Annotated in this window: 24 protein-coding genes; 9 read left to right on the top strand and 15 right to left on the bottom strand. The window is 47.6% G+C overall.

Going from position 1 to position 20,637, the window contains the following annotated elements; genetic code table 11:
• Window positions 1–16: 16 nt before the first annotated feature.
• Window positions 17–781, bottom strand: coding sequence for an SDR family oxidoreductase (locus tag P8H32_RS04070; protein WP_297291982.1), 765 nt, complete (start codon window positions 779–781; stop codon window positions 17–19).
• A gap of 22 nt (window positions 782–803) precedes the next feature.
• Window positions 804–1,232: a nuclear transport factor 2 family protein gene (locus P8H32_RS04065; RefSeq protein ID WP_301088533.1), complete on the bottom strand. Its 429-nt coding sequence runs from the start codon at window positions 1,230–1,232 to the stop codon at window positions 804–806.
• Between the two features lie 290 nt (window positions 1,233–1,522).
• Here P8H32_RS04065 and P8H32_RS04060 point away from each other — a divergent pair, with 290 nt between their 5' ends.
• Window positions 1,523–2,116, top strand: a complete 594-nt coding sequence (locus tag P8H32_RS04060) for a sigma-70 family RNA polymerase sigma factor (RefSeq protein WP_297291984.1) — start codon at window positions 1,523–1,525, stop codon at window positions 2,114–2,116.
• A 6-nt stretch (window positions 2,117–2,122) separates the two neighbouring features.
• A complete protein-coding gene (locus P8H32_RS04055; RefSeq protein WP_301088532.1) occupies window positions 2,123–2,779 on the top strand; it encodes a ChrR family anti-sigma-E factor in 657 nt (218 codons plus the stop codon).
• 153 nt (window positions 2,780–2,932) lie between these two features.
• On the opposite strand, the gene csrA is transcribed toward P8H32_RS04055, so the two are convergent.
• From csrA to P8H32_RS04040, 3 genes are all read right to left on the bottom strand, one after another.
• Complete coding sequence (csrA, locus tag P8H32_RS04050) at window positions 2,933–3,136, bottom strand: carbon storage regulator CsrA (protein WP_297291986.1); 204 nt, start codon at window positions 3,134–3,136, stop codon at window positions 2,933–2,935.
• A gap of 243 nt (window positions 3,137–3,379) precedes the next feature.
• On the bottom strand, window positions 3,380–4,243 hold the full coding sequence (locus tag P8H32_RS04045) for an SDR family oxidoreductase (RefSeq protein WP_297291987.1): 864 nt from the start codon (window positions 4,241–4,243) through the stop codon (window positions 3,380–3,382).
• A 69-nt stretch (window positions 4,244–4,312) separates the two neighbouring features.
• A complete protein-coding gene (locus P8H32_RS04040; protein WP_297291988.1) occupies window positions 4,313–5,098 on the bottom strand; it encodes a GntR family transcriptional regulator in 786 nt (261 codons plus the stop codon).
• 349 nt (window positions 5,099–5,447) lie between these two features.
• Between P8H32_RS04040 and P8H32_RS04035 the strand changes: the two genes are divergently transcribed.
• On the top strand, window positions 5,448–6,611 hold the full coding sequence (locus tag P8H32_RS04035) for a methyl-accepting chemotaxis protein (protein ID WP_297291989.1): 1,164 nt from the start codon (window positions 5,448–5,450) through the stop codon (window positions 6,609–6,611).
• A 91-nt stretch (window positions 6,612–6,702) separates the two neighbouring features.
• Here P8H32_RS04035 and P8H32_RS04030 read toward each other — a convergent pair whose 3' ends face one another.
• Genes P8H32_RS04030 through pomA form a run of 5 tightly spaced genes read right to left on the bottom strand, consistent with a single transcriptional unit; the run spans window position 6,703 to window position 9,977 of the window.
• The gene (locus P8H32_RS04030; RefSeq protein WP_297291990.1) at window positions 6,703–6,942 is read right to left on the bottom strand and encodes a hypothetical protein; all 240 of its coding nucleotides are present in this window, start codon (window positions 6,940–6,942) and stop codon (window positions 6,703–6,705) included.
• 15 nt (window positions 6,943–6,957) lie between these two features.
• Window positions 6,958–7,527: an HNH endonuclease gene (locus tag P8H32_RS04025; protein WP_301088531.1), complete on the bottom strand. Its 570-nt coding sequence runs from the start codon at window positions 7,525–7,527 to the stop codon at window positions 6,958–6,960.
• 30 nt (window positions 7,528–7,557) lie between these two features.
• Entirely contained in the window at window positions 7,558–8,145 is a 588-nt protein-coding gene (locus P8H32_RS04020) for a PilZ domain-containing protein (RefSeq protein ID WP_297291992.1), read from the bottom strand.
• Between the two features lie 13 nt (window positions 8,146–8,158).
• Window positions 8,159–9,187: a flagellar motor protein MotB gene (locus tag P8H32_RS04015; protein ID WP_301088530.1), complete on the bottom strand. Its 1,029-nt coding sequence runs from the start codon at window positions 9,185–9,187 to the stop codon at window positions 8,159–8,161.
• 31 nt (window positions 9,188–9,218) lie between these two features.
• The gene (gene pomA / locus P8H32_RS04010) at window positions 9,219–9,977 is read right to left on the bottom strand and encodes a flagellar motor protein PomA (RefSeq protein ID WP_297291994.1); all 759 of its coding nucleotides are present in this window, start codon (window positions 9,975–9,977) and stop codon (window positions 9,219–9,221) included.
• Window positions 9,978–10,294: 317 nt separating this feature from the next.
• Here pomA and P8H32_RS04005 point away from each other — a divergent pair, with 317 nt between their 5' ends.
• The 4 genes from P8H32_RS04005 (at window position 10,295) to P8H32_RS03990 (ending at window position 14,234) form a co-directional block, all read left to right on the top strand.
• On the top strand, window positions 10,295–10,549 hold the full coding sequence (locus tag P8H32_RS04005; RefSeq protein WP_297291995.1) for an exodeoxyribonuclease VII small subunit: 255 nt from the start codon (window positions 10,295–10,297) through the stop codon (window positions 10,547–10,549).
• Entirely contained in the window at window positions 10,549–11,472 is a 924-nt protein-coding gene (locus tag P8H32_RS04000) for a polyprenyl synthetase family protein (protein WP_297291996.1), read from the top strand. Before P8H32_RS04005 ends, P8H32_RS04000 begins: the two co-directional genes overlap by 1 nt.
• 197 nt (window positions 11,473–11,669) lie before the next feature.
• Entirely contained in the window at window positions 11,670–13,592 is a 1,923-nt protein-coding gene (gene dxs, locus P8H32_RS03995; RefSeq protein ID WP_297291997.1) for a 1-deoxy-D-xylulose-5-phosphate synthase, read from the top strand.
• A 147-nt stretch (window positions 13,593–13,739) separates the two neighbouring features.
• On the top strand, window positions 13,740–14,234 hold the full coding sequence (locus tag P8H32_RS03990; RefSeq protein WP_297291998.1) for a hypothetical protein: 495 nt from the start codon (window positions 13,740–13,742) through the stop codon (window positions 14,232–14,234).
• 80 nt (window positions 14,235–14,314) lie between these two features.
• Here P8H32_RS03990 and P8H32_RS03985 read toward each other — a convergent pair whose 3' ends face one another.
• Window positions 14,315–14,911, bottom strand: coding sequence for a CoA pyrophosphatase (locus P8H32_RS03985; protein ID WP_301088529.1), 597 nt, complete (start codon window positions 14,909–14,911; stop codon window positions 14,315–14,317).
• Window positions 14,912–14,962: 51 nt separating this feature from the next.
• Between P8H32_RS03985 and P8H32_RS03980 the strand changes: the two genes are divergently transcribed.
• Together P8H32_RS03980 and P8H32_RS03975 are read left to right on the top strand one after the other, a co-directional pair.
• A complete protein-coding gene (locus tag P8H32_RS03980; protein WP_301088528.1) occupies window positions 14,963–16,471 on the top strand; it encodes an ATP-binding cassette domain-containing protein in 1,509 nt (502 codons plus the stop codon).
• 388 nt (window positions 16,472–16,859) lie between these two features.
• The gene (locus P8H32_RS03975) at window positions 16,860–17,339 is read left to right on the top strand and encodes a Crp/Fnr family transcriptional regulator (protein WP_297291504.1); all 480 of its coding nucleotides are present in this window, start codon (window positions 16,860–16,862) and stop codon (window positions 17,337–17,339) included.
• A 7-nt stretch (window positions 17,340–17,346) separates the two neighbouring features.
• On the opposite strand, the gene P8H32_RS03970 is transcribed toward P8H32_RS03975, so the two are convergent.
• From P8H32_RS03970 to P8H32_RS03955, 4 genes are all read right to left on the bottom strand, one after another.
• Window positions 17,347–17,598 carry a hypothetical protein gene (locus P8H32_RS03970; protein WP_297291505.1) on the bottom strand — a complete coding sequence of 84 codons (252 nt, stop codon included), beginning with the start codon at window positions 17,596–17,598 and terminating at the stop codon, window positions 17,347–17,349.
• Between the two features lie 162 nt (window positions 17,599–17,760).
• Window positions 17,761–19,590 (bottom strand): ABC transporter ATP-binding protein, encoded by a 1,830-nt coding sequence (locus P8H32_RS03965; protein ID WP_301088527.1) that lies wholly within the window; start codon window positions 19,588–19,590, stop codon window positions 17,761–17,763.
• Window positions 19,591–19,692: 102 nt separating this feature from the next.
• Window positions 19,693–20,403, bottom strand: coding sequence for a DNA/RNA nuclease SfsA (gene sfsA, locus P8H32_RS03960; RefSeq protein WP_301088526.1), 711 nt, complete (start codon window positions 20,401–20,403; stop codon window positions 19,693–19,695).
• Between the two features lie 118 nt (window positions 20,404–20,521).
• The coding region (locus P8H32_RS03955; protein WP_301088553.1) for a hypothetical protein at window positions 20,522–20,637 on the bottom strand (116 nt) is incomplete at its 5' end.

Here is a 20,637-nt window from a genome sequence, read left to right as displayed (position 1 = left end):
CTCTCTTTTTATTCTGCTATTTTACGCTCAATGAAGGTGCTATGACTTTATTCCAGAACGCCGGAATAAAACCCAGCGCTTTCAATATCCACTTTAACCGTCCGGGAAAATCAAACTGTGCTGGCCTCTTGGCAATCGCGTTAGCCATACGATCAGCCGCCTCCTCTGATGACATTAGAAAAGGCATGGAGAAATCATTTTTATCCGTTAAGGGAGTTTTTACAAAGCCGGGGTTAATCACGGTAACATCAATGTTCTTTTTCACCAAATCAACTCGCAATGAATCAAAGAAGTATTGCAGGGCAGCCTTGGATGAGCCGTAGGCTTCGGCACGTGAAAACGGTACTACGGTGGACAGGGACACCACGCCAACGATATGAGGCCTGGCACTGGCTTCCAGCAACGGCATGGCTACCGCCAAGGAGTTGATGGTGCCAAAATAATTCACCGTCATTACCCGCTGCATCATCGTCCAGTCAGGCTGGTCAATATCCAGGTATTCACAGGTACCGGCATTGAGTACCACACGATCAAGATGGCCGGAGTGCTCAAGCAGCTGTTTCCGAACGGTTTCTATCTGGTCTTCACGGCTAATATCAAAAGCAAGGGGAATAATATTGTCATGTTCTGCGGCCAATTCATTCAGTGCCTGCTGGCCTCTGGCACTGGCGATCACGGTATTACCTTGAGACGCCAACTTTATAGCTAGTGCCCTGCCAATCCCTGTACTGGCACCGGTCAGCCAAATGACCTCACCTTGAACCTCTTGAATTGCAGACATTATTATTATCTCTGTAATGGGCTTATGCAGCCAAGCGCGCTTTTAGCCACCGGGTAACACCCCCGATCACGGGAATATGCTCGTAGACCATCTGCCCCATATCATAGGCATCCTCATGATAATGAATCTGCTCGTCAAAGTGAATTTGGCTGATGCCCCTAACGGTAATTAAATGACCACCTCCCAGTTTAGGATGACGAAAGTGCATATCCCACTTCATATAAGCCGCATTGTCAGATACCAACTGGTCGAGGAATTCAAAGCGGCATTCTTCAACATTACTAGAGATATCCGCCATATAGTCCTGCATGGCCGGCAGCCCCCTAACCTGGTGTACCGGGTCTTTGAAGACCATATCGCGGGTATATAGCTGGTCGAGATGGCCAAGATCCAGCTGCATCATGTCGCTGTAGCTGGCTTTAAAAAGTTCGATAATATGATTGTTACTCATAGTGCGCTGCTTCCACATTGGGCCCACAGTTAACTTGTTTTAACAGACTGTTATAAGATGCTCCCGAAACCACTCTGGAGCCCTTGTATATCCATTCATCTTGTTCGAAATTATACGCCTGTTTTTCCTAATTGGATTAAATACCTCCCCCAAAGCCGACTGAATAAGCAGGCCCTGTGATCCATACTGTGCCCATGCCCGTACAAAAATAAAACTCCAATAGGCCATAGCCGAGAAACACACTATGATAGGTGAACATAATGTCTAATCCCCTTAAGAGGAAGGCCCGTATGTCCACAGTAAGCAGTAAGGCCGGTGTTTCTAATGCTGAACGTAATGCCAGGCTCAAACAGCTAATGGCAAAAGTCGCTGAAGACCGCGACAAACTGGCCTTTGAGCAGTTATTTGATCATTTTGCACCGCTACTCAGGTCCTATAGTTTAGCCCGGGAACCAGGTGCAGCCCTGTTAGCCGATGAACTAGCCCAAGAGGTAATGATCAAGGTATGGAATAAAGCCCATACCTACAAGCCCGATATGGCGGCGGTTTCTACCTGGATTTTTACCCTGGCCAGAAACTCCAGGATTGACTATCTAAGGCGCAATGGCCGCTTCAGTACAGAAATTGATCCGACCGAAATCTTCAATAATATGGAAGATGAAGGTCCAGACCCTTTTCAACTGGCTCAACAGCAGCGGGTTGAAAGCAAGATCCATGAAGGCCTAAAGCAGCTGCCGATTGAGCAGGCGCAAGTATTAGCGAAGGTATACCTGGAGGGCAAAAGCCACCAGGAGACTTCAGACGAATTGGGACTGCCGCTGGGAACCGTTAAATCCCGCGTCCGCCTGGCATTACAGAAATTAGAATTGTTGTTAAAGAGGTAGATACAGATGGCGAACCATCACCCAGCCCCGGAATTACTCGCAGCGTTTTCAGCAGGCAGCTTACAGCTTAGCCATGCCCTGTGTATTTCCACACACCTTGAACATTGCGATGAATGTCGCTCCAATCTTATGCGCCTGAATAGTATGGGTGCCAACTTGATGGAAGAGCTAAAACCCGCCAAAGCATCTGAAAACCTTAAAAGTAGTGTACTGTCTATGCTTGATGATGAGGTGACGGAAGCTACCCCAGTGAACAATCGCGACTCGCGAGTGCCCCGCGCACTGCAGCAGTTTATTCCCGATGATTATGACTCTTTGCAGTGGCACCGTGTGTCTCCGTCCATCCAGGCGGCCAGACTGTGTACTGACAGCAACGGCTCAAAAGTTGAAATGTTACGTATCAAGCCTGGTGGTCAGGTTCCCAGCCATACCCATACCGGCGATGAATACACTATGTTACTGGAGGGTAGTTTCTCGGATGAAAGCGGTGTTTATAAGGAAGGGGATTTTGTGGTTCGGGATGGCCGCCACAAGCATAAACCTATGGTCACTGAAGATAGAGAGTGTATCTGCCTCACAGTGACGGATGCTCCCATCGAGTTTACTGGCTTCTTTACGCGCTGGTTAAACCCAATCTTACGTAGAGATCATTTTGCTCACTAAGCTTTGATAAAACGAAAAGATAGAACCACAAACAAAAAAGCGCAGCCCAAGGGTTGCGCTTTTTTTGATCCATTGTTTGCTTAATCCATGTTTATTTAATCAAATGTTTGCTTAATCAAATGTTTGCTTAATCCATCGACTAACGGTTATTAATCAGCGATTGCCACGATTATCGGGATCAATATTACCGGCTTTTTCCTGCTGGATACGCTGGTAAATTTCTTCGCGGTGGACTTCTACCTCACGGGGGGCACTGATACCCAAACGGACCTGATTACCTTGAACTTCTAATACAGTGATTTTTACATCATCACCGATGATAACAGTTTCACCAATTCTTCGGGTTAGTATTAACACAGCCTTTCTCCTACAGTCACTTTCTCATAATCCATCACTGCCTCACCTGGCTTCAATACAGTTACCACCCGTATATTTCTAGCTCCTGCTTACAATACTGGAACCACCCGAGGGTGTGCATAAACCAGTAAAGAATAGATCGCACTTTATAGGGCATTACATCTAACAATCACCCTAAGTTGCAGAAGTATAACAGATGCTGATTGACTAACAACCTGACCTCTACTCTGTACCAAACCCCTGTCAGGCTTGGTGTAAACGCTCTACAAACTCACGATAAAGGGTGGGCTGGCGGCCCAGTATCCAGCGCAACACATTCGGGCTACCCAAAAAGCCACAGTCATCATAGTGCTTATTCATAAGCATCATTTGCTCAACCTTGTCTTCGTTAAACCCTTTCTCCCGGGCATTGTCTGCTAGCTGTTGCTGTGAAATAGCCTGGGCTGTAACAGGCGTACCAATCACATCTGAAATAATCGCTGCCATATCCGTTTGGCTTAATGGCTCAACGCCTGCCAGCTCATAGGTGGCAAAATAATGGCCAGGCTCGGCAGCAACAATGGCTGTAGCTTCCGCCAGGTCTTCAAGGTCCACCACGTTGAACATCACCTCGGTATTAAACGGCATGGCATGCACCCCCTCCTCTACTACCTTATTCCAAATGGGTAAAAGATGCTGCATATAACGAATGGGTTGCAAAATGGTGTAGGGAATACCCGACTCAACCAACACTTCTTCGGCGTCCAGCTTTAGGCGGTGATGACGAACATCACGGCGCAAGGGATGCATTACGGAATAGTAAATAAAATGGCCTATATTCTGTTTTATCGCCGCTTCAATAAATGATTGGGTAATGGTTTTTTCATCAGGGTGCATGGGTGGGCCAACGTGGATAATTTTTTGACAACCCATAACGGCACTATCAATGCTATCAACATCTAACATATCCCCCACAGCAAAACCTGCTGCACCCAATGCCTTTAAATCCTGCCATTGGTTTTTATCGCGGATAAAAACTTTTACTACCAGCTTTAAGCCAACCAGTTTTTTTAAGATAGCTCTACCGGTTTTGCCATTGGCGCCAGTTAGTAAAATTGTTTCGCTCATTGCGTTTTGCCTCCGGGAATTATGAGGGGCAATTATAGCGGACTATGACTTCAGGTGGTTAAATAGCGTCTAACCGCGGTAGTCGTCCATATCCATAGACATGCGGTGTTGAAAACGCTTGGGGTTATAGTGGCAGTAGAGAATATCAACCAGACGGCCGTCTTCAGTAAACGAGCGACGGGTAAGACTAAGCACGGGCTCACCAACTTTCATATCCAGCTCATTGGCAACAAATTCCTGGGCACTGATAGCCGTCAGGTTCTGGTCAATGCGAGTCACTTCATGGCCATTTTCTTTCATAATGTCATAACGAACGCGAGTTTCCAGGTCGCTGCGACTAAAGCCCTCCTTCATACCTACTGTCCAGCTTATATAGTGCGCAAAGGGCTCGCCATTTTCAGTGCTTCGCACCCGAACAACACGATGGGCTTTTTCATCATCCTGCAAACCCAGCTCAATCCGAATATCACCCGGTGGCACCAGCATACCCACATCAAGTACTTTGATTTTGGTATTCTGATCCGTACTGGCCAACTTCTGCAACATCCCCGTCAATGGTGCCGGCACAGGCTCAGGGCTGTAATGGTGAGTAACATGGGTGCCTTTACCACGACGGCGCTCAACCAACGCCTCAGCGGCTAATTCATCCATCGCCCGCTTAGCGGTAATACGGGATATATTAAAAGCTTCTGCTAATTGCTGCTCCGTAGGCATCTGAGTGCTATGGGCAATAGAACCGTCCAAAATACGGCTTTTCAGCAAGGTATACATCTGGTGATAGAGCGGTGTTGGCGCCTCACCCCTTAATGATTCCAGTTCTAACTGGGTAAACAGTTTATCGATGACCAAATCCATGTTTTTACCTTTCTACCTATCTACCTATCTACCAGTGCATTCAATCCTGTTAATAAAAGTGGCCGCTGCGGGCACTCCGTCAGAGCTCCAGCCAGTAGTCGTTCAACCCCATAAAATATAATGTTACTACTTTAAGTCTATTGTGGCTTAAGTTCCAGCAATGAAAGTAGTTTTTCCTAACACACTCACTCTATATGACACTTCTGGTGCCCATAGCCCCACCCCGACAAAACAAATAAATTTAGCGCCATCCCATAGAAAGATTAGGTGAATATATCCATGCTCAATTTTCAGCAGTTGCTACAATTAAACCATTATCGCTCTATTTATAACGAAACGAGATAAAACCATGCCTTTATTTTCATCTAGCCTGCTTGGGCGCACCCTGTTACCGGCAGGAATCGCCAGCATTATCATTCTGGCCGTGATCCATTTTGCCTTGGATACTATTAATATCTTCACCGTGGCCATTGCCGCGATAGTACTGGTCGCCGTAGTAGCCTGGAGTATTAAGACTCAGGTGGTCAACCGCCTGAACGAGCTGGATACCTACTTGAATCTGGTCATCAGCACTGAAACAGCCCCATCAAACCCGCTGCAAGACCCCGGTTCAGATGAGCTGGCCGCAATCAGCAATACTCTCAATCGCTTTATTGAGGATCTGCGTGATGTAATGACCAATATTCGTAGTGATGCCAATAATGTCTTACAAGGCTCTCAGGATCAGGCTCAAAGAATGTCCAACTCAGTTCAGCAGCTGGAAACCAGCAGTTCGGAAGCCCTTAATATTGCCGAGTCTATCGGCCAAATTGCCGACACATCCTCAACCCTGTCTGACACTGCCGGTCAAATTACCTCAACCATTGGCGAGGCACTGGAGTCGCTGGAGCTGGGGTCAGGAGCCTCGAACTCCAACCAGGCCTCGATGAAAGAGCTGGTCAATAACGTAGCGCTGATGAGCGAAAATATTGCCCGCCTGCAGGAAGAAAGTGCGCAAATTGGCTCAGTACTGGATGTGATCGGCGGTATTGCCGAGCAGACTAACCTGCTAGCCTTAAACGCGGCCATTGAAGCGGCCCGTGCCGGTGAGCAAGGTCGTGGCTTTGCGGTGGTAGCAGATGAGGTAAGAGCCCTGGCCCACCGTACCCAGGATTCAACCGGTGAGATACAAACTATGGTTGAAGGTTTACAGGAGAAAGCCCAGAGCGCTGTAGCAGCGATGGAACAGGGGCGACTACTTAGCAGCAACAGCCTTGAACAAAGCCAACAAGTGGAAAGCGTTTTACAACAGGTACAATCCGTTGTTGCCAATGTCGATAGTCTGGCCATGCAGATAGCCGAAGGTACCGCCATGCAAAATAATGCCACTGATAGTATTAACCAACAAATGTCGAGTATTGCCGACCAGATTCGCGAAGTCAGTGCCGGATTAGGTATTATTTCTGAAAAGGCTCATGACCAGCAAGACACAGCCAATAAAGTGGATAGTGAACTGAATAAAATTTGTATTTAGGGGTTTGCGAGGGGATTGCTATCAGCTTCCCATCATAAAACCCTCTGTCATAAAACACCCCGTCATTCCCGCGAAGGCGGGAGTGACAGAACTAACTGTTATCACGCCCCTCAGCATAAGCCCGGGCTTTTTTCTCTTCCCCTAACTGATATTTCAAATCAGCCACCTGCTGCTCTAACAACTTTTGTGTGCTGCGGGCCTGCTCTAAATCCTGCCCGGCCTGCTCTAATTGTTGCTCCGCTTCAAAGGCGGAGGAAGAACGGGTATTTCTACCTACCCAATAACCGATACATAAACCGGATAACAAAGCGATAACAAAGGCAGGCCACATAACAACTCCAAAAAATTAATGCACCACTGGCATTTGCCAACGGCAATTCGCAGAGAACTGCTTACTTAAAAAATCTGCCTGCTCTGGCAGAATACGCCGACTATTTACCAGCGCTAAATATTCTGCAGGGTTTGGCCGATAAGGCAATGCCAATAATTCCAAATTGGTTTCATTCAATTTTCGATTTGCCTTATGCTGGTTGCAACGACGGCAGGCTGCAACCACATTCTCCCATATATCTCGGCCACCTCTGGAGCTGGGAATGATATGATCCCGGGTTAGCTCTTTGGCATTAAAAAAATGACCGCAGTACATACATTGATTATTGTCACGCTCAAAAAGGGCTCGGTTACTTAAAGGAGACTTGCTTTTAACCCGGGCCAGTTTTTCACCCCCACAGGCGATAATACTAGGCAACTCAATCACAGAGCGTTTTTCAGTTAAACGGTTGTAGCCACCGTGGATATTAAAAATAATATCACCCATACTCCAACACACTAACTCACGGGAGATAAGGCAAACCGCATCCTGCCAATGCAGCCAGTCAATAGGGTGACCAGCTTTATTCAATCGTAGTATTTGCACAAACCCAACTCCTTTTTGTGATAATACCTCTTAAGAGTCAGCCAACCGGCGTTTTTGTTTCAGTATTTCTGATTGACGTTTGACAATATGCTGGATCAATAATTCCTGATCATTACCGTTTACTTCAGTAAAATCAACCCGTACAAAACAGATTTTATCATCCTGCACCTCACCAACATCCAGCGGTATACAGTCAACAACTTCTGCTAAAGCAGAAACATGCAGCTCAGAGGGATGCAGCATAATATCCAACTGCAATAACTGCCCTTTTTTCAACACCTCCTCATTAGCAAAAGCCATACCGCAGGCACTGACATTAACCTGCTTTAACGAATAAGCAATTTTGTGCATCAACTCAGAATCCACATCCATTTGTGCAATCACAAAGTTGAGTTTTTTATTCATCAAATCAATTAATTCAGCGGCTACCGGCACTTGAATTTTGCAGGTATCCAATAAAGTTTGAATACGGTTATCAAAGTTAGCCGCAAAATCAAACGCGCCACCATGTTCCAGGGACTGCTTAGTAAAGACCTTTGCCTCTTCGTTACCTATACAGCGATAGGAGACTCCCATAGAGTCATCAATTCTAAAATAACGGCGGCGTTCTTCGTTCATAACTCTCTTCTATTTAAAAAATATCTGATCGATCCAGATTAAAGGCTGGTGCACTATCCTGTGGCTCCAATTCCAGTGACTGGTAAAACTCAGGATCTTTTTCTTTTAAGTTGCGCAGGCCCTGCTGCATCGCCTCGCCCCCCAAACCCTGTTGAATCACAATTTCAACGCGGCGGTTTTTAGCGCGGCCTTCTATTGTTTCATTACTGGCAAGGGGTTTAGTAGCGGCAAAGCCACTCACCTGAACACGATTCGGATTTAAAATGCCACCATCAAAAATGGCATGGGCAACGGAAACAGCCCGGCTGGTAGATAGCTCCCAGTTAGAACGAAAACGCGAGGTCTTAATCGGAATATCATCAGTATGTCCCTGAATAGAAATATCACCTTCTTTAGTAGACAGCACATCGCGCATTTCTTGCAGCAGGGGCAAGTAATTACCCGCCAGCTCCGCCGAGCCGGAAGCAAAAGAACCCTTCTCCCGAATCCTGACAATAATTTGCCGACCCTGGGTTTCTACTTCGACTTCACCTTTGATAATTTGATCTTGCAGGGCTTGCGCTAACTCTCGGGCATCCTGCTGCGTTGCTTTAATCAGCTCTTCAATTTTTTCAATAACATCCTGTTCATCAACCGACTCTTTTTTTTCTTCACTATCGGGCACGCCTGCTTCTTGCCCGTCAATACCGGCCTGCACATCATATTCTTCCGAGGCATTCACCTCCAAAGATAGCTCGGTTAAATCATCGGTGTGTTGATAAATTTGATTAATCGGAGTGGGGTCAGGACGACCCGGGCTAAACTCCTGTGCAATAATACTGGTGCCCTTTGGCGGGTCTTTAACATCCAGTTTATTTTGCACACCAAAGGCCTGGGCCATAGAACCCGCAAGCCGTTTAAACTTCATCGCGTCCATTTCAGAAAAAGATAACAGCAACACGAAAAAACACATCAACAGCGACATCAAATCCGCAAAAGTTGCCATCCAGCTGGGGGCACCCGGTGGTGGGCATTCGGGACAATTAGCTTCTTCGTCACTCATGAATGGTTATACCGCTGGCTAAAACTGATCACTACTCGTCAACCTTTTCGCGCTGACCCTCGGGTAGATAATTGCGCAGCATGGAGTCAATCACCCTGGGGTTTTGACCGCCCTGAATCGCCAGCAACGCATCAATAATCAGGCTTTTACTCATATCTTCTTCGCCGCGGCGCAGGCTTAATTTATCTGCAATAGGAATAGCGACCATATTCGCCAGCATTGCACCATAGAGTGTGGTTAATAGTGCTACTGCCATGGCCGGGCCGATTGACTTGGGGTCATCCATATTGGATAGCATTGCTACCAGACCAACCAGAGTACCGATCATCCCCATTGCCGGTGCCACATTACCCAGGGCCGCAAAAATATCTGCACCCAGGGAATGACGCTCAACGGCTTTGTCTTTATCTTTGGAGAGCAGTGTTTTGACCACATCCGGGTCGTGACCATCAACCAGTAGCTGGATCCCTCCCTGCAGAAAGTCACTGCTTAATTCCTTACCTTCAAGGGCCAATAAGCCCCCCCTGCGCGCTTCATCTGCCAGCCCGACAATTTCATCGATCGTCTCAGCGGGATCTTCCACTTTAAACATAAAGGCTTTGGCAGCCACTTTGCCGGCACCCAAAAACTGACTCAGGCCAAATTTTGCCATCACCACAAAGATACTACCGACAATAACAATCAATACCGATGGAACATCAACAAACATGCCAACGCCACCACTGAGTACCATCGCGGCGATGATAATAGCCATTGCACCGATAATGCCTATAAGGGTTGCTAAATCCACTGCCAAACTCCTAATCGCTTGTGTCTATGCCTAAGGGTAGCTCAACCGCTCTAGGCTGAGAAACTCTCTACTTTTCCAATACTTACAGTCTAGCCTTAATCTTACGCGAGTACAGCCGGGAAGTGCTATCAGGCAAGAAATATTTACTGCGGGTAAAAATGCTTTTGTTAGAAGAATAGCGGCCTTTTGCAGGCAGACTTGAGCCCACAGCCTTTCAGGGATTGCAATCCACCCTACAGAGGTTGACCCAAACCTGCCCCTCGGTTACCTTGGCCCCGATTTTATAAGCCCAGAGCAACCCGTTTCAGGAGCCTTACATGGCCAAAGCCAAAAAAAGCGTCGACTTCGAAGAAGCCCTGGACCAGCTGGAAGAGCTGGTCGAAGATATGGAGAACGGCGATCTCACCCTTGAAGAATCCTTAAAAGCCTTTGAGCAGGGCATCAAGCTGACCCGCGAATGCCAAACGGCCCTATCCCAGGCCGAGCAAAAAGTACAAATGCTGGTGGAAGAAAACGGCAAACTCAAAGCCGTCGACCTCGATCAAGACTTTGACGAGGACGACGAGTCATAATGAGCCAGTCTTTCCAGGCCTATCTGCAACAGGCCAAGCAGCGGGCAGATCGTGCATTAAACCTCTATGTAGGCAGTTTTGCTTCACCCTATTCCCCGGCAGACAGCAGTGAATATCTGGCTCGATTACAACAAGCCATGCAATACAGTTTAATTAATGGTGGCAAGCGGGTAAGGCCGGTACTCGTTTATGCAGCTGCTAACGCCATCAACCCTGACACTTCAGCCTCCAGCAATGCGGATAAAGTCGCCTGCGCTGTAGAAATGATCCATGCCTACTCTTTAATCCATGACGATTTACCCGCCATGGATGACGATGACCTGCGCCGTGGCCAGCCCACTTGCCATAAGGCCTTTGATGAAGCCACCGCCATATTGGCCGGCGATGCCCTGCAAGCCCGCGCCTTTGAATTGCTAACCGAACTGGAAGAGTGCCCCGCAGAAACCCAACTGACATTAGTAAAAATACTCAGCACCGCTTCAGGCCAGCAGGGTATGGTAGGGGGACAGGCCATTGACCTTGGCGCCGCGGACCAAACCATTGATCTCGAACATCTGGAAATCATCCACCGCTTAAAAACTGGTGCCCTGATCCGGGCTGCCGTTGCTATGGGTGCCATCTTGGCCAACGCCAGCACACAGCAATTAGCGGACCTGGACCGCTATGCCGAAGCCATTGGCCTGGCCTTCCAGGTACAGGACGACATTCTGGATATCGAAAGCGATACCGCCACCCTGGGCAAAACCCAGGGCGCCGACCAAGCCCTGAACAAGCCCACCTACCCCGCTTTGTTGGGGCTAGGTGGGGCCAAAGAGAAGGCTCGACAACTGCATCAGCAAGCGCTGACCGCACTGGAAGGCATTGGCGATAGCGCCCAAACCCTGAAGGATTTATCCAGTTATATTATCTCCCGCAGCCACTAAAACCTCACCATTACCGCACCCGCAGGCTGGATTAGCGCAGCGTAATCCGGCATGAGTCCACCCACATTGGTGGATTACGCTATGCTAATCCACCCTACAGCGAGTTTTTATACAACTTTTGAGTTACAATTCTCCTTCTGCGTATTGCAGCGCATTATCTTAAAAGCACTATCTTAAAAGGCATAAGCACAGACCGCATGTTCACTGAAATCCCACGCTCACGTCCCGGCACCCCCCTGTTGGACGGCATTAACGAAACCGCTGACCTGCGGCAACTGGACGAAACCCAGCTGCCCCAACTGGCCGATGAGCTGCGTGAATACCTGCTGTACTGTGTCGGTCAAAGTGGCGGCCATTTTGGCGCCGGCTTAGGAGTGGTCGAACTGACCGTCGCCCTGCACTACTTATATCAAACACCCGACGACCGCATTGTCTGGGATGTAGGCCACCAAACCTATCCCCATAAAATCCTCACCGGCCGTCGCGAACAAATGAGCGGCATTCGTACCCAGGATGGTCTGGCCGGCTTCCCCAAGCGCAGCGAAAGTGAATACGATACCTTTGGTGTGGGCCACTCCAGCACCAGCATCAGCGCCGCATTGGGTATGGCATTGGCGGCAAGACAACAGGGTATTGATCGCAAAACCGTTGCCGTCATTGGTGATGGCGCCATGACTGCCGGTATGGCTTTTGAAGCACTAGCCCACTCCGCCCATGTTGATGCCGATATGCTGGTTATCCTGAATGACAACCAAATGTCCATCTCTCATAACTCCGGCGGCTTAAATACTTACTTCTCAAAAATCTGGGCGAGTAAGGCTTATACCAACCTGCGCGCCGGCAGTAAAAGTGTGCTATCCAAAATTCCGCAGGCTTGGGGTGTTGCTCGTCGTATAGAAGAATCTATGAAAGGCTTTGTGGCACCCGGTGTTATTTTTGAGGAGTTGGGCTTTAACTATATCGGCCCCATCGACGGCCATGACTTACCCACCCTGGTCAACACCATTCGCAATATGCGCGAACTACCTGGCCCGCAACTACTGCATATCATGACGCAAAAAGGCAAAGGCTTTGCGCCAGCAGAAAAAGACCCGGTGGGCTATCACGCTATTAATAAAATTGAAGTTAAACCCAGTGTTGCCCCAGCTCAACCTGCCGCCTCAAAAAAACCCAAGTACCAGAAAGTGTTTGGCGATTGGCTTTGCGATATGGCAAGGCAGGATGAACTGTTAATTGGTATCACCCCAGCCATGGGTGAAGGCTCGGGCATGATTGAGTTTTCCAAACAGTTTCCAGAGCGTTATCACGATGTGGCGATTGCGGAACAGCATGCAGTGACCTTAGCTGCAGGCATGGCCTGCGACGGTTTAAAACCTGTTGTTGCTATTTACTCAACGTTTTTGCAGCGCGCCTATGACCAACTAATTCATGATGTTGCGTTACAAAATCTTGACGTTTTATTTGGTATTGATAGAGCTGGGCTTGTTGGTGAAGATGGCCCAACCCATGCCGGTAGCTTTGACCTGAGCTTTTTGCGCTGCATACCTAATATGTTAGTTATGGCTCCCTCAGACGAAAACGAAACCCGCCAACTACTGTATACCGGTTTTAAATTTCAGGGCCCCGCCGCTGTTCGTTACCCAAGAGGCACAGGCCCCGGCGCTACCATCGAACAAGAAATGACAGCACTGGAAATTGGCAAAGGTATTATTCGCCGCCAAGGCAAAGGCGTTGTTATTTTAAACTTCGGCACCTTATTAGCCGACGCTATGCCCGCCGCTGAAAAATTGAATGCCACTGTTGCCGATATGCGGTTTGTTAAACCTTTAGATGAACAGTTAGTTGATGAACTGGCCAGCAGCCACGACCTTATCGTCACGCTGGAAGAAAACACTATTGCCGGTGGTGCTGGTGCTGGTGTTAGTGAATACCTAAGCAGCCAAGGTATTAATCTGCCGGTCTTGCATTTAGGTTTACCGGACACGTTTATCGACCACGGCAAGCATCAGGATTTATTAGCTGCCTGTGGTTTAAACAGCAGCGGCATTCTGCATAGTATTGAACAGCGACTGGCGATACTGAGTCAATCATTGAGCGCGCGGGAATCCAAACTAAATTAATGGTTGCCCGAGACAATGCCCTATCTCCTTAAACTTTGCCTTCCAGGCATACTGCTATTAAGCCAACAGGCTTTTAGCTGCGAGTGTTTATGGCAGGGTTCTTTTTCCAAAGCCTATAAAAAAGCCGATTTAATTGTGAGTGGTAGTGTGACTGCCGGCAAAGGTAATTCCGTAGATTTTTCTATTGATCGTACGCACTATGATCGCAGGGTTAATTTTACAGAGTTTAATTCTACTATTCGTGTTTGGGGTGATAACGGGAAATTGTGCCGCCCCAGGATTGAAAATTTTCCTGTAGGTACACAATGGGTAATGAGCCTGACAAAGATTACCAGCGATATCCCTGATAATGGTTTCAATCCTAATACGCCGAATATGAGTTATGGACGGCTTAACGATTATTATTTGTCGAAGTGTGGGGCAAATTGGCTAAGACTTGAAGAAGGTTTGGTAACAGGGAATTTGGTTAAAGGGCATCGCTGGGAATGGGAAAACAAAAATATGAACCCTGTTTTGCTGGAATTAATTGATGCTTATATTAAAGAGATTATTCCAGAGCAGGCGCTAGTTGAGGCGGCCAAACCCTTGACTGAGACTAAAAAGTTGATGCAAGAGACTAAGCGGTTTTTGCGGCAACAATAAAGCCATTATAATCGTAGCCACATAAAACGCCACTAACTACGCCACTAACTACGCCACTAACTACGCCACTACCGCAGATGCTAACCAGGCGGCAACCTCACCAAACCAACAAGCTCATCCAACATCATCAACGACATTCCCCAGATCCGTTTCTCTTCAAAGAAATAACAAGGGATATCCCGCATCATATCTCTAATCTTCCACTGCATTTGCTCACGATTATTGTTATCCGCCAAAAACGCCAAAGGCACCCAAATTACTTCGGCCACTTCATGGTTGAGATTTAACTCTGGCACCTGATCAATAGTAAAAAGATAAGGGGTAACCACCATTCGATGATGCCCCCGAAAACGCGGAATACCTATATCTGAAAGACGGCCTAGATACTCGGTATGTTGATCGGTGTCCAAACCAATTTCTTCCCGGGTTTCGCGGCGCGCTGTATGTAAGCTGTTAGTATCTTCAAACTCACCCCTACCACCAGGGAAAGCCATATGCCCCGACCATGGGTCGCCTTCACGATCAGCACGTTTAATCATTAAAGTTTCTAGGCCAGTTCCCGTTTGGCGCAGAATTAATGCAACGGCAGAGCGCTTTACCCAGCGGCGATACCACTTCTTTCTCGGTTTAAATGGCTCTAACTGCTGCCGCGCCTGCTGAAATGTTTTTATTACCACTAACCCTTCCTCACCACTATTTCAAACCCATCTATAGTAAGATGCGCGCCCATGAATAAAGACACGATTATACACTTTAATAAGGTTCGGGCTGCTTACCGAACTGACCCCGTTTTACAGGATATTGACTGGCACTGGCAGCAGGGGCAGCAGTGGGCGATTTTGGGCGGCAATGGGGCCGGGAAAAGTGCGATTGCGCAGTTAATTACTGACCAATTAAGGCCGCAACGGGGCACGATTGAACGGCAGGCAGGCCTTAACCCAGAGCAGGATATTCTGCACCTTAGCTTTGAATTACAGCGTAAGTTGATTGACCACGATATTCGCTACGATGACAGTGAAGACCGCGATGACGCCTTCGATATGGGCACTACCGTGGCGCAAATTATATTGCAGAAAAAAGCGCCTGATGAGCAATTCCATACCATTGCCAAGCAGTGTCATATTGATCATATTCTCAACCGTGGTATTCGCTTTGTATCGACAGGTGAAAGCCGTAAAGCCTTATTGGCCAGGGCTTTATTCAATCAGCCCAGGCTGTTGATTTTGGATAACCCTTTCGAAGGTCTTGATAAGCAATCGCAAACTGAACTTAAAATCTTAATTGACCAGCTATTACAATCACCCCTAAAAGTGCTGCTGTTGATCAAGCAGACTGATGAGATCCCCGGCAGTATTGATCATATTTTGTGGCTGAAACATGGCAAGATTCAAGCCTGTGGTGAGCATGATGAGGTACTGACCAAAACTGTGGCGCAGCAACAGACTATCAGTATTGGTGATTTGCCTCTGGCCACCGAACGTCATTACACAGTAGATAAAGAGCAATCGCTGCTGGATTTACAGCATGTTAATGTCAGTTATAACGACCAGGCTATTTTAACGGATATCAATTGGCGTCTGGATTGGGGGCAGCACTGTGTGATTGCCGGACCTAACGGCGCGGGTAAATCGACACTATTAAGTTTATTGAGCGGTGATAATCACAAAGCCTATGGCCAACATATCAAGCTGTTTGGTAATACCCGTGGCAGCGGTGAAAGCGTACAAGAACTAAAGCAGAAATTTGGTATTGTAAATACGCAGCTGCAGCTTAATCACGTTGGCCGCACCCGTGTTGCTGAAGTTATTGCCTCGGGACTGTACGACAGTGTCGGCCTCTACCAGCAATGCACCGGCAAGGACCGCAAGATCGCGCTGGATTGGTTAAAGGTGATGGGTCTGGAAGATATTGCTACCCAGTTTTTTAACCGGCTGTCTTTTGGCCAACAACGGTTGGCGATGCTGGCGCGAGCGATGGTGAAGTCACCGCTGGTATTGATTTTGGATGAGCCCTGCATTGGACTGGATAAACCCCACCGGGAATTGATTTTGACATTGATCGATAAAATCGCTGAACGGGGTGATTGCCATATTCTTTATGTTAGCCATAGCGCTAATGAAATGCCCCGCTGCATTAATCAGCAACTGGAGCTGCTGCCCCACCCGGGCGGTGGCCATACCGGCCATATTAGTAAGTACACACAACCAGTAATAAATAGCGTTAAAGCCATTAATTAGTGGTAATTTTCCACAATTGAGCAAGTTTGAGAAGCTGCTAGCTTTAAAATGAGCGTGGCTTTATATATTCTATATTGGAATTTAAAAACAGCTGTTTAAACACTTCAGAATGCGTAAACGGTTGTGCTGACCCTATGAATGGGCCATCTAAATTTACTTCGGCCTATCTCGTCAACAAGCCAGCAATGGCTTCTCCAGATCGAGATAACATGCCATTCAGGTTTCCACCTTTCTTAGGCCTCTATCATTTAGAGGCCTTTTTTTTGCCTAAAAAACGCTCCAATGCCGCCTGTATTTGCACACCAATTACAGATGGCACTTTATTACTGGCAAAAACGGGCAGCAAACGCTTTACTGTGTGGTAAATTACGTTGATAGGAAACCGGCCATGACCGCAGAAGAACGCATTCATTTATTACAGTCGATGCCATTTTTTGGCGCGATTAATGATAACAGTGTTGCACTGATTCTTGGGCAGTCTGAAACCTTTAAGGTAGTAGCGGGAGATTACTTTTTTCACCAGGGTGAAAAGGGGGACTCGCTCTATTTAATTGAGCAGGGCCGTACAGTGATTTTTAAGCAGCATGATGCCAAGGAGTATATTTTACGCTATGCCGAGGATGGCGACTGCTTTGGCGAACTGGCCCTGATTGACTTTACCCCGCGCAGCGCATCGGTACGGGCAGAGACAGACTGCACGGCGATTAAAATCCCCTCTTCCGCCCTGCTAAGCTTATACCAGCAAGACCCGGAACAGTTTTTAATTATCCAAATGAATATTGGCCGTGAAGTCAGTCGCCGCTTACGCGCCTCTGATGACCGCTGGTTTCAGCTACAGATTGCCAGCAGGGACGTTATTTCATCTTAGGGAAAAATTACTCGGCGCTGGAAAGTACCACCGTTACCAACTTGGCTTCAGTGTCGGTACCGGTTTTCTCTAGCAAAGTATGGAATTGGTGACGCAGGATTTCTCTGGGTTGATGAACTTCATCCGCTACATCGTCGATGGATTTACCTTGAACCAAACCTAAACACAATACCGACTCTTCTTTAGTTAACTTGAACTGTTGCACAACTGCTGTTGGCAAGACTTTTAATTCTGCACTGGCTTCGAATATCGAAGTCACTTCATCGCTCCTTAGCCAATCGTTAGAAGGCAAAGCCATTAAACTATTATCGACCTGGTTATTAAATCATTGAAGGCTAATTTTAGCCCCAAGCCTGACAATCACATCATGATTTTCGCGGTAATAGTTGTCAAAACCGGGGCAGTAGGTAGGGATTAATACTTACCTTAAACCCAGGAACCCGCCACTTTGATGAGCCCAGAGCTGGGCATACAGTGCATGATTATCAATTAACTCGGCGTGGCTGCCCTGCTCTACAATGCGCCCCTCGTCCAATACGATCAAACGATCCATAGCGGCGATGGTTGAGAGACGGTGGGCGATGGCCAGTACCGTTTTACCTTCCATCAAGGTATACAGGCTCTCTTGAATACCGGCCTCCACTTCAGAGTCCAGCGCAGAGGTGGCTTCATCCAGTACCAGAATCGGCGCATCTTTTAGCAAGACCCTGGCAATGGCTATACGCTGGCGCTGCCCGCCGGAGAGGCTGACACCACGCTCACCCACATGGGCATCGTAGCCGCGGCGGCCATGACTATCTTCCAGTTGCTGGATAAAGTCTTCCGCATGGGCGCGGCGTGCCGCTTCCAGCATCTCTTCCTCTGTGGCCTGCGGGCGACCAAACATAATATTCTCACGCACCGAGCGAAATAGCAGGGATGTATCCTGGCTAACCATAGCTATTGATGCCCTTAAACTTTCCTGGGTAACATCTCGCAAATCTGTATCATCAATACGAATATTCCCGCTATCTAAATCGTAAAAACGCAGCAGCAAATTCACCAGCGTCGATTTACCCGCACCGGAGCGCCCAACGATACCGACCTTCTCACCGGGCTTAATATTCAGGTCAAGATTTTCAAATACCGCTTTGCGGGCATTGTAGCTAAAACTGATTTGTTGGAAATCAATCCCGCCCCGCTTTACCTGTAAAGGTTTAGCGTCACCATTGTCACTGACCTTTTGCTCATTAGAAACGGTGTTAATACCGTCCTGTACGGTACCGATATTTTCAAATAAGTTACTGGTTTCCCACATCACCCAATGGGACATACCAGTAATACGCACCGCAATACTCATAGCAATGGCTATTGCTCCCGGGGTAATCGCAGCCTCTAACCATAAGAAAATACCAGCGGCGGCAGTGGCAAACACCAACAACATATTAAGGGACCAGACAAAAATGTTGAGCCAGGTCACCAGGCGCATTTGGGGATGAACGGTCTGTAAAAACTCATTCATTCCATGCTGTACATAGTCAGACTCGCGCTTTGAATGGGAAAATAATTTTAACGTCAGGATATTGGTATAGCTATCTACAATACGCCCCGTCATTAACGCACGGGCATCAGCCTGGCGCATGGAGATAGATTGCAAACGTGGTACAAAAAAACGCAGTGTCAATATATAGCCCACCAACCAAGCCAGTATAGGTATACAAAGCCGCCAATCAGCATTGGCCACAAGAATAATGGTAGTGACCAGGTACACGGTGACAAACAACATCACATCCAACACCTTCATCACGGACTCTCGAACAGCCAGCGCCGTTTGCATCACTTTAGTGGCAACGCGCCCACTAAACTCGTTTTGAAAAAAGCCGTAGCTCTGCCCCAATAAATATCGGTGTGATTGCCAGCGAACCCGCATGGGGAAATTACCCATTAAGGTTTGGTGAACCAGCATGGAATTAATCACCACGACAATAGGAATAAACAACAGCAAGAAAACCGACATGGCTACTAATGTCGGCCATTCCTGATCAAGAAAATCACCTCTATCCTTGCTCGCCAGCCAATCAACCAACTGCCCCAAAATGCCGTAGAGCATGGCTTCCGATACCGCCAAAATAGCGGTGGTGACTGCCATCCAAAATAAATAGCGTTCTATACCTTGCGTATAGTGGCGGCAAAAGGCATACACCCCTTTGGGTGGCTTGGTGGGACTCACCGGGGGGAAGGGGTCAATCAGCTTTTCAAAAAAACTAAACATATAAAAAATTTACCGTCATTCCCGCGAAGGCGGGAATGACAAAGGTTAAAAAAATATCATAGCATGAGGGGTTCGTTTTTTACTAAGTATTAACCGTATCAGTTATGGCTGACGGGGTAATATCGGCAAGGGTCTATGTAAGCAAATAAGATCAGGACTTATGTCCGCCTGATACGCCAACACCTCAACACCCGCGGCTATGGCTTCACGAAAAGTATCACCGTATTTTTGATCGATGGCATCAGCAGGGGCTACTCGCTTAATCCCAGTATGCTGAACACAGAAAAACAACACCGCCCTATGGCCCTGCTGCACCATTTCTATAAGCTCGCGAAGATGCTTGCGACCACGATCACTAACGGCATCGGGAAAAACGCCGAGGCTACCGTCCAGCAATAAGGTGACGCTTTTTACTTCTATATAGCACTGCTGTGCATCACGCTCTAACAATAAATCTATGCGACTTTTTTCTTTGCCGTATTTTACTTCTGTACGGATGGAGTCGTAGCCCTGTAGTTCTTTGATCACTCCTGCCTCGATGGCCTCTTTCACTAAATCGTTAGCCTTGGCGGAGTGAATGCAGGCCATATAGTTTTCTGGAGTTTGTACTAGCTCCCAGGTGTTAGAATATTTTCGTTTTGGATTATCGGAGGTTGATAACCACACCTTTGAGCCGGGTTCAGCGCAGCCAGTCATAGCACCGGTGTTGGGGCAATGTACCGTCACTTGCTCGCCGCTCTCTAAAATAACATCAGCCAGAAAACGTTTATAACGTTTAATTAAGCGGGCTTTAACCAGAGAGAATAATTCCATCGACTTCCATTCAACTATTTACAGTTTCACTTTACCCGTCATTCCCGCACAGGCGGGGATGACGGGTATAAAAAAGGCCACCCGAAGGCAGCCTTTTTGGTATCGCGCTAAGAATCGATTATTCGATGATCTTAGCAACAACACCCGCACCAACAGTACGACCACCTTCACGGATTGCGAAGCGTAAACCTTCGTCCATCGCGATTGGGTTGATCAGGGTAACGGTCATCTGAA

This window comes from Oceanicoccus sp., assembly GCF_029238675.1.
Taxonomy (GTDB): domain Bacteria; phylum Pseudomonadota; class Gammaproteobacteria; order Pseudomonadales; family Dasaniaceae; genus Oceanicoccus.
The sequence above is the reverse complement of the archived record's forward strand: the minus strand, read 5'-3'. Positions and strand labels throughout refer to the sequence as shown.

Excerpts from the sequence above, each read along its gene's own strand:
- sfsA (WP_301088526.1), bottom strand. The coding sequence starts at position 20,403 with ATGGAATTATTCTCTCTGGTTAAAGCCCGCTTAATTAAACGTTATAAA.
- P8H32_RS04035 (WP_297291989.1), top strand. The coding sequence starts at position 5,448 with ATGCCTTTATTTTCATCTAGCCTGCTTGGGCGCACCCTGTTACCGGCA.
- P8H32_RS04015 (WP_301088530.1), bottom strand. The coding sequence starts at position 9,187 with ATGAGTGACGAAGAAGCTAATTGTCCCGAATGCCCACCACCGGGTGCC.
- P8H32_RS04070 (WP_297291982.1), bottom strand. The coding sequence starts at position 781 with ATGTCTGCAATTCAAGAGGTTCAAGGTGAGGTCATTTGGCTGACCGGT.
- P8H32_RS03980 (WP_301088528.1), top strand. The coding sequence starts at position 14,963 with ATGAATAAAGACACGATTATACACTTTAATAAGGTTCGGGCTGCTTAC.
- P8H32_RS04030 (WP_297291990.1), bottom strand. The coding sequence starts at position 6,942 with ATGTGGCCTGCCTTTGTTATCGCTTTGTTATCCGGTTTATGTATCGGT.
- P8H32_RS04045 (WP_297291987.1), bottom strand. The coding sequence starts at position 4,243 with ATGAGCGAAACAATTTTACTAACTGGCGCCAATGGCAAAACCGGTAGA.
- P8H32_RS04000 (WP_297291996.1), top strand. The coding sequence starts at position 10,549 with ATGAGCCAGTCTTTCCAGGCCTATCTGCAACAGGCCAAGCAGCGGGCA.
- P8H32_RS03965 (WP_301088527.1), bottom strand. The coding sequence starts at position 19,590 with ATGTTTAGTTTTTTTGAAAAGCTGATTGACCCCTTCCCCCCGGTGAGT.
- P8H32_RS04065 (WP_301088533.1), bottom strand. The coding sequence starts at position 1,232 with ATGAGTAACAATCATATTATCGAACTTTTTAAAGCCAGCTACAGCGAC.
- P8H32_RS04060 (WP_297291984.1), top strand. The coding sequence starts at position 1,523 with ATGTCCACAGTAAGCAGTAAGGCCGGTGTTTCTAATGCTGAACGTAAT.
- dxs (WP_297291997.1), top strand. The coding sequence starts at position 11,670 with ATGTTCACTGAAATCCCACGCTCACGTCCCGGCACCCCCCTGTTGGAC.
- P8H32_RS04005 (WP_297291995.1), top strand. The coding sequence starts at position 10,295 with ATGGCCAAAGCCAAAAAAAGCGTCGACTTCGAAGAAGCCCTGGACCAG.
- P8H32_RS04020 (WP_297291992.1), bottom strand. The coding sequence starts at position 8,145 with ATGAACGAAGAACGCCGCCGTTATTTTAGAATTGATGACTCTATGGGA.
- P8H32_RS04040 (WP_297291988.1), bottom strand. The coding sequence starts at position 5,098 with ATGGATTTGGTCATCGATAAACTGTTTACCCAGTTAGAACTGGAATCA.
- P8H32_RS04055 (WP_301088532.1), top strand. The coding sequence starts at position 2,123 with ATGGCGAACCATCACCCAGCCCCGGAATTACTCGCAGCGTTTTCAGCA.
- P8H32_RS03975 (WP_297291504.1), top strand. The coding sequence starts at position 16,860 with ATGACCGCAGAAGAACGCATTCATTTATTACAGTCGATGCCATTTTTT.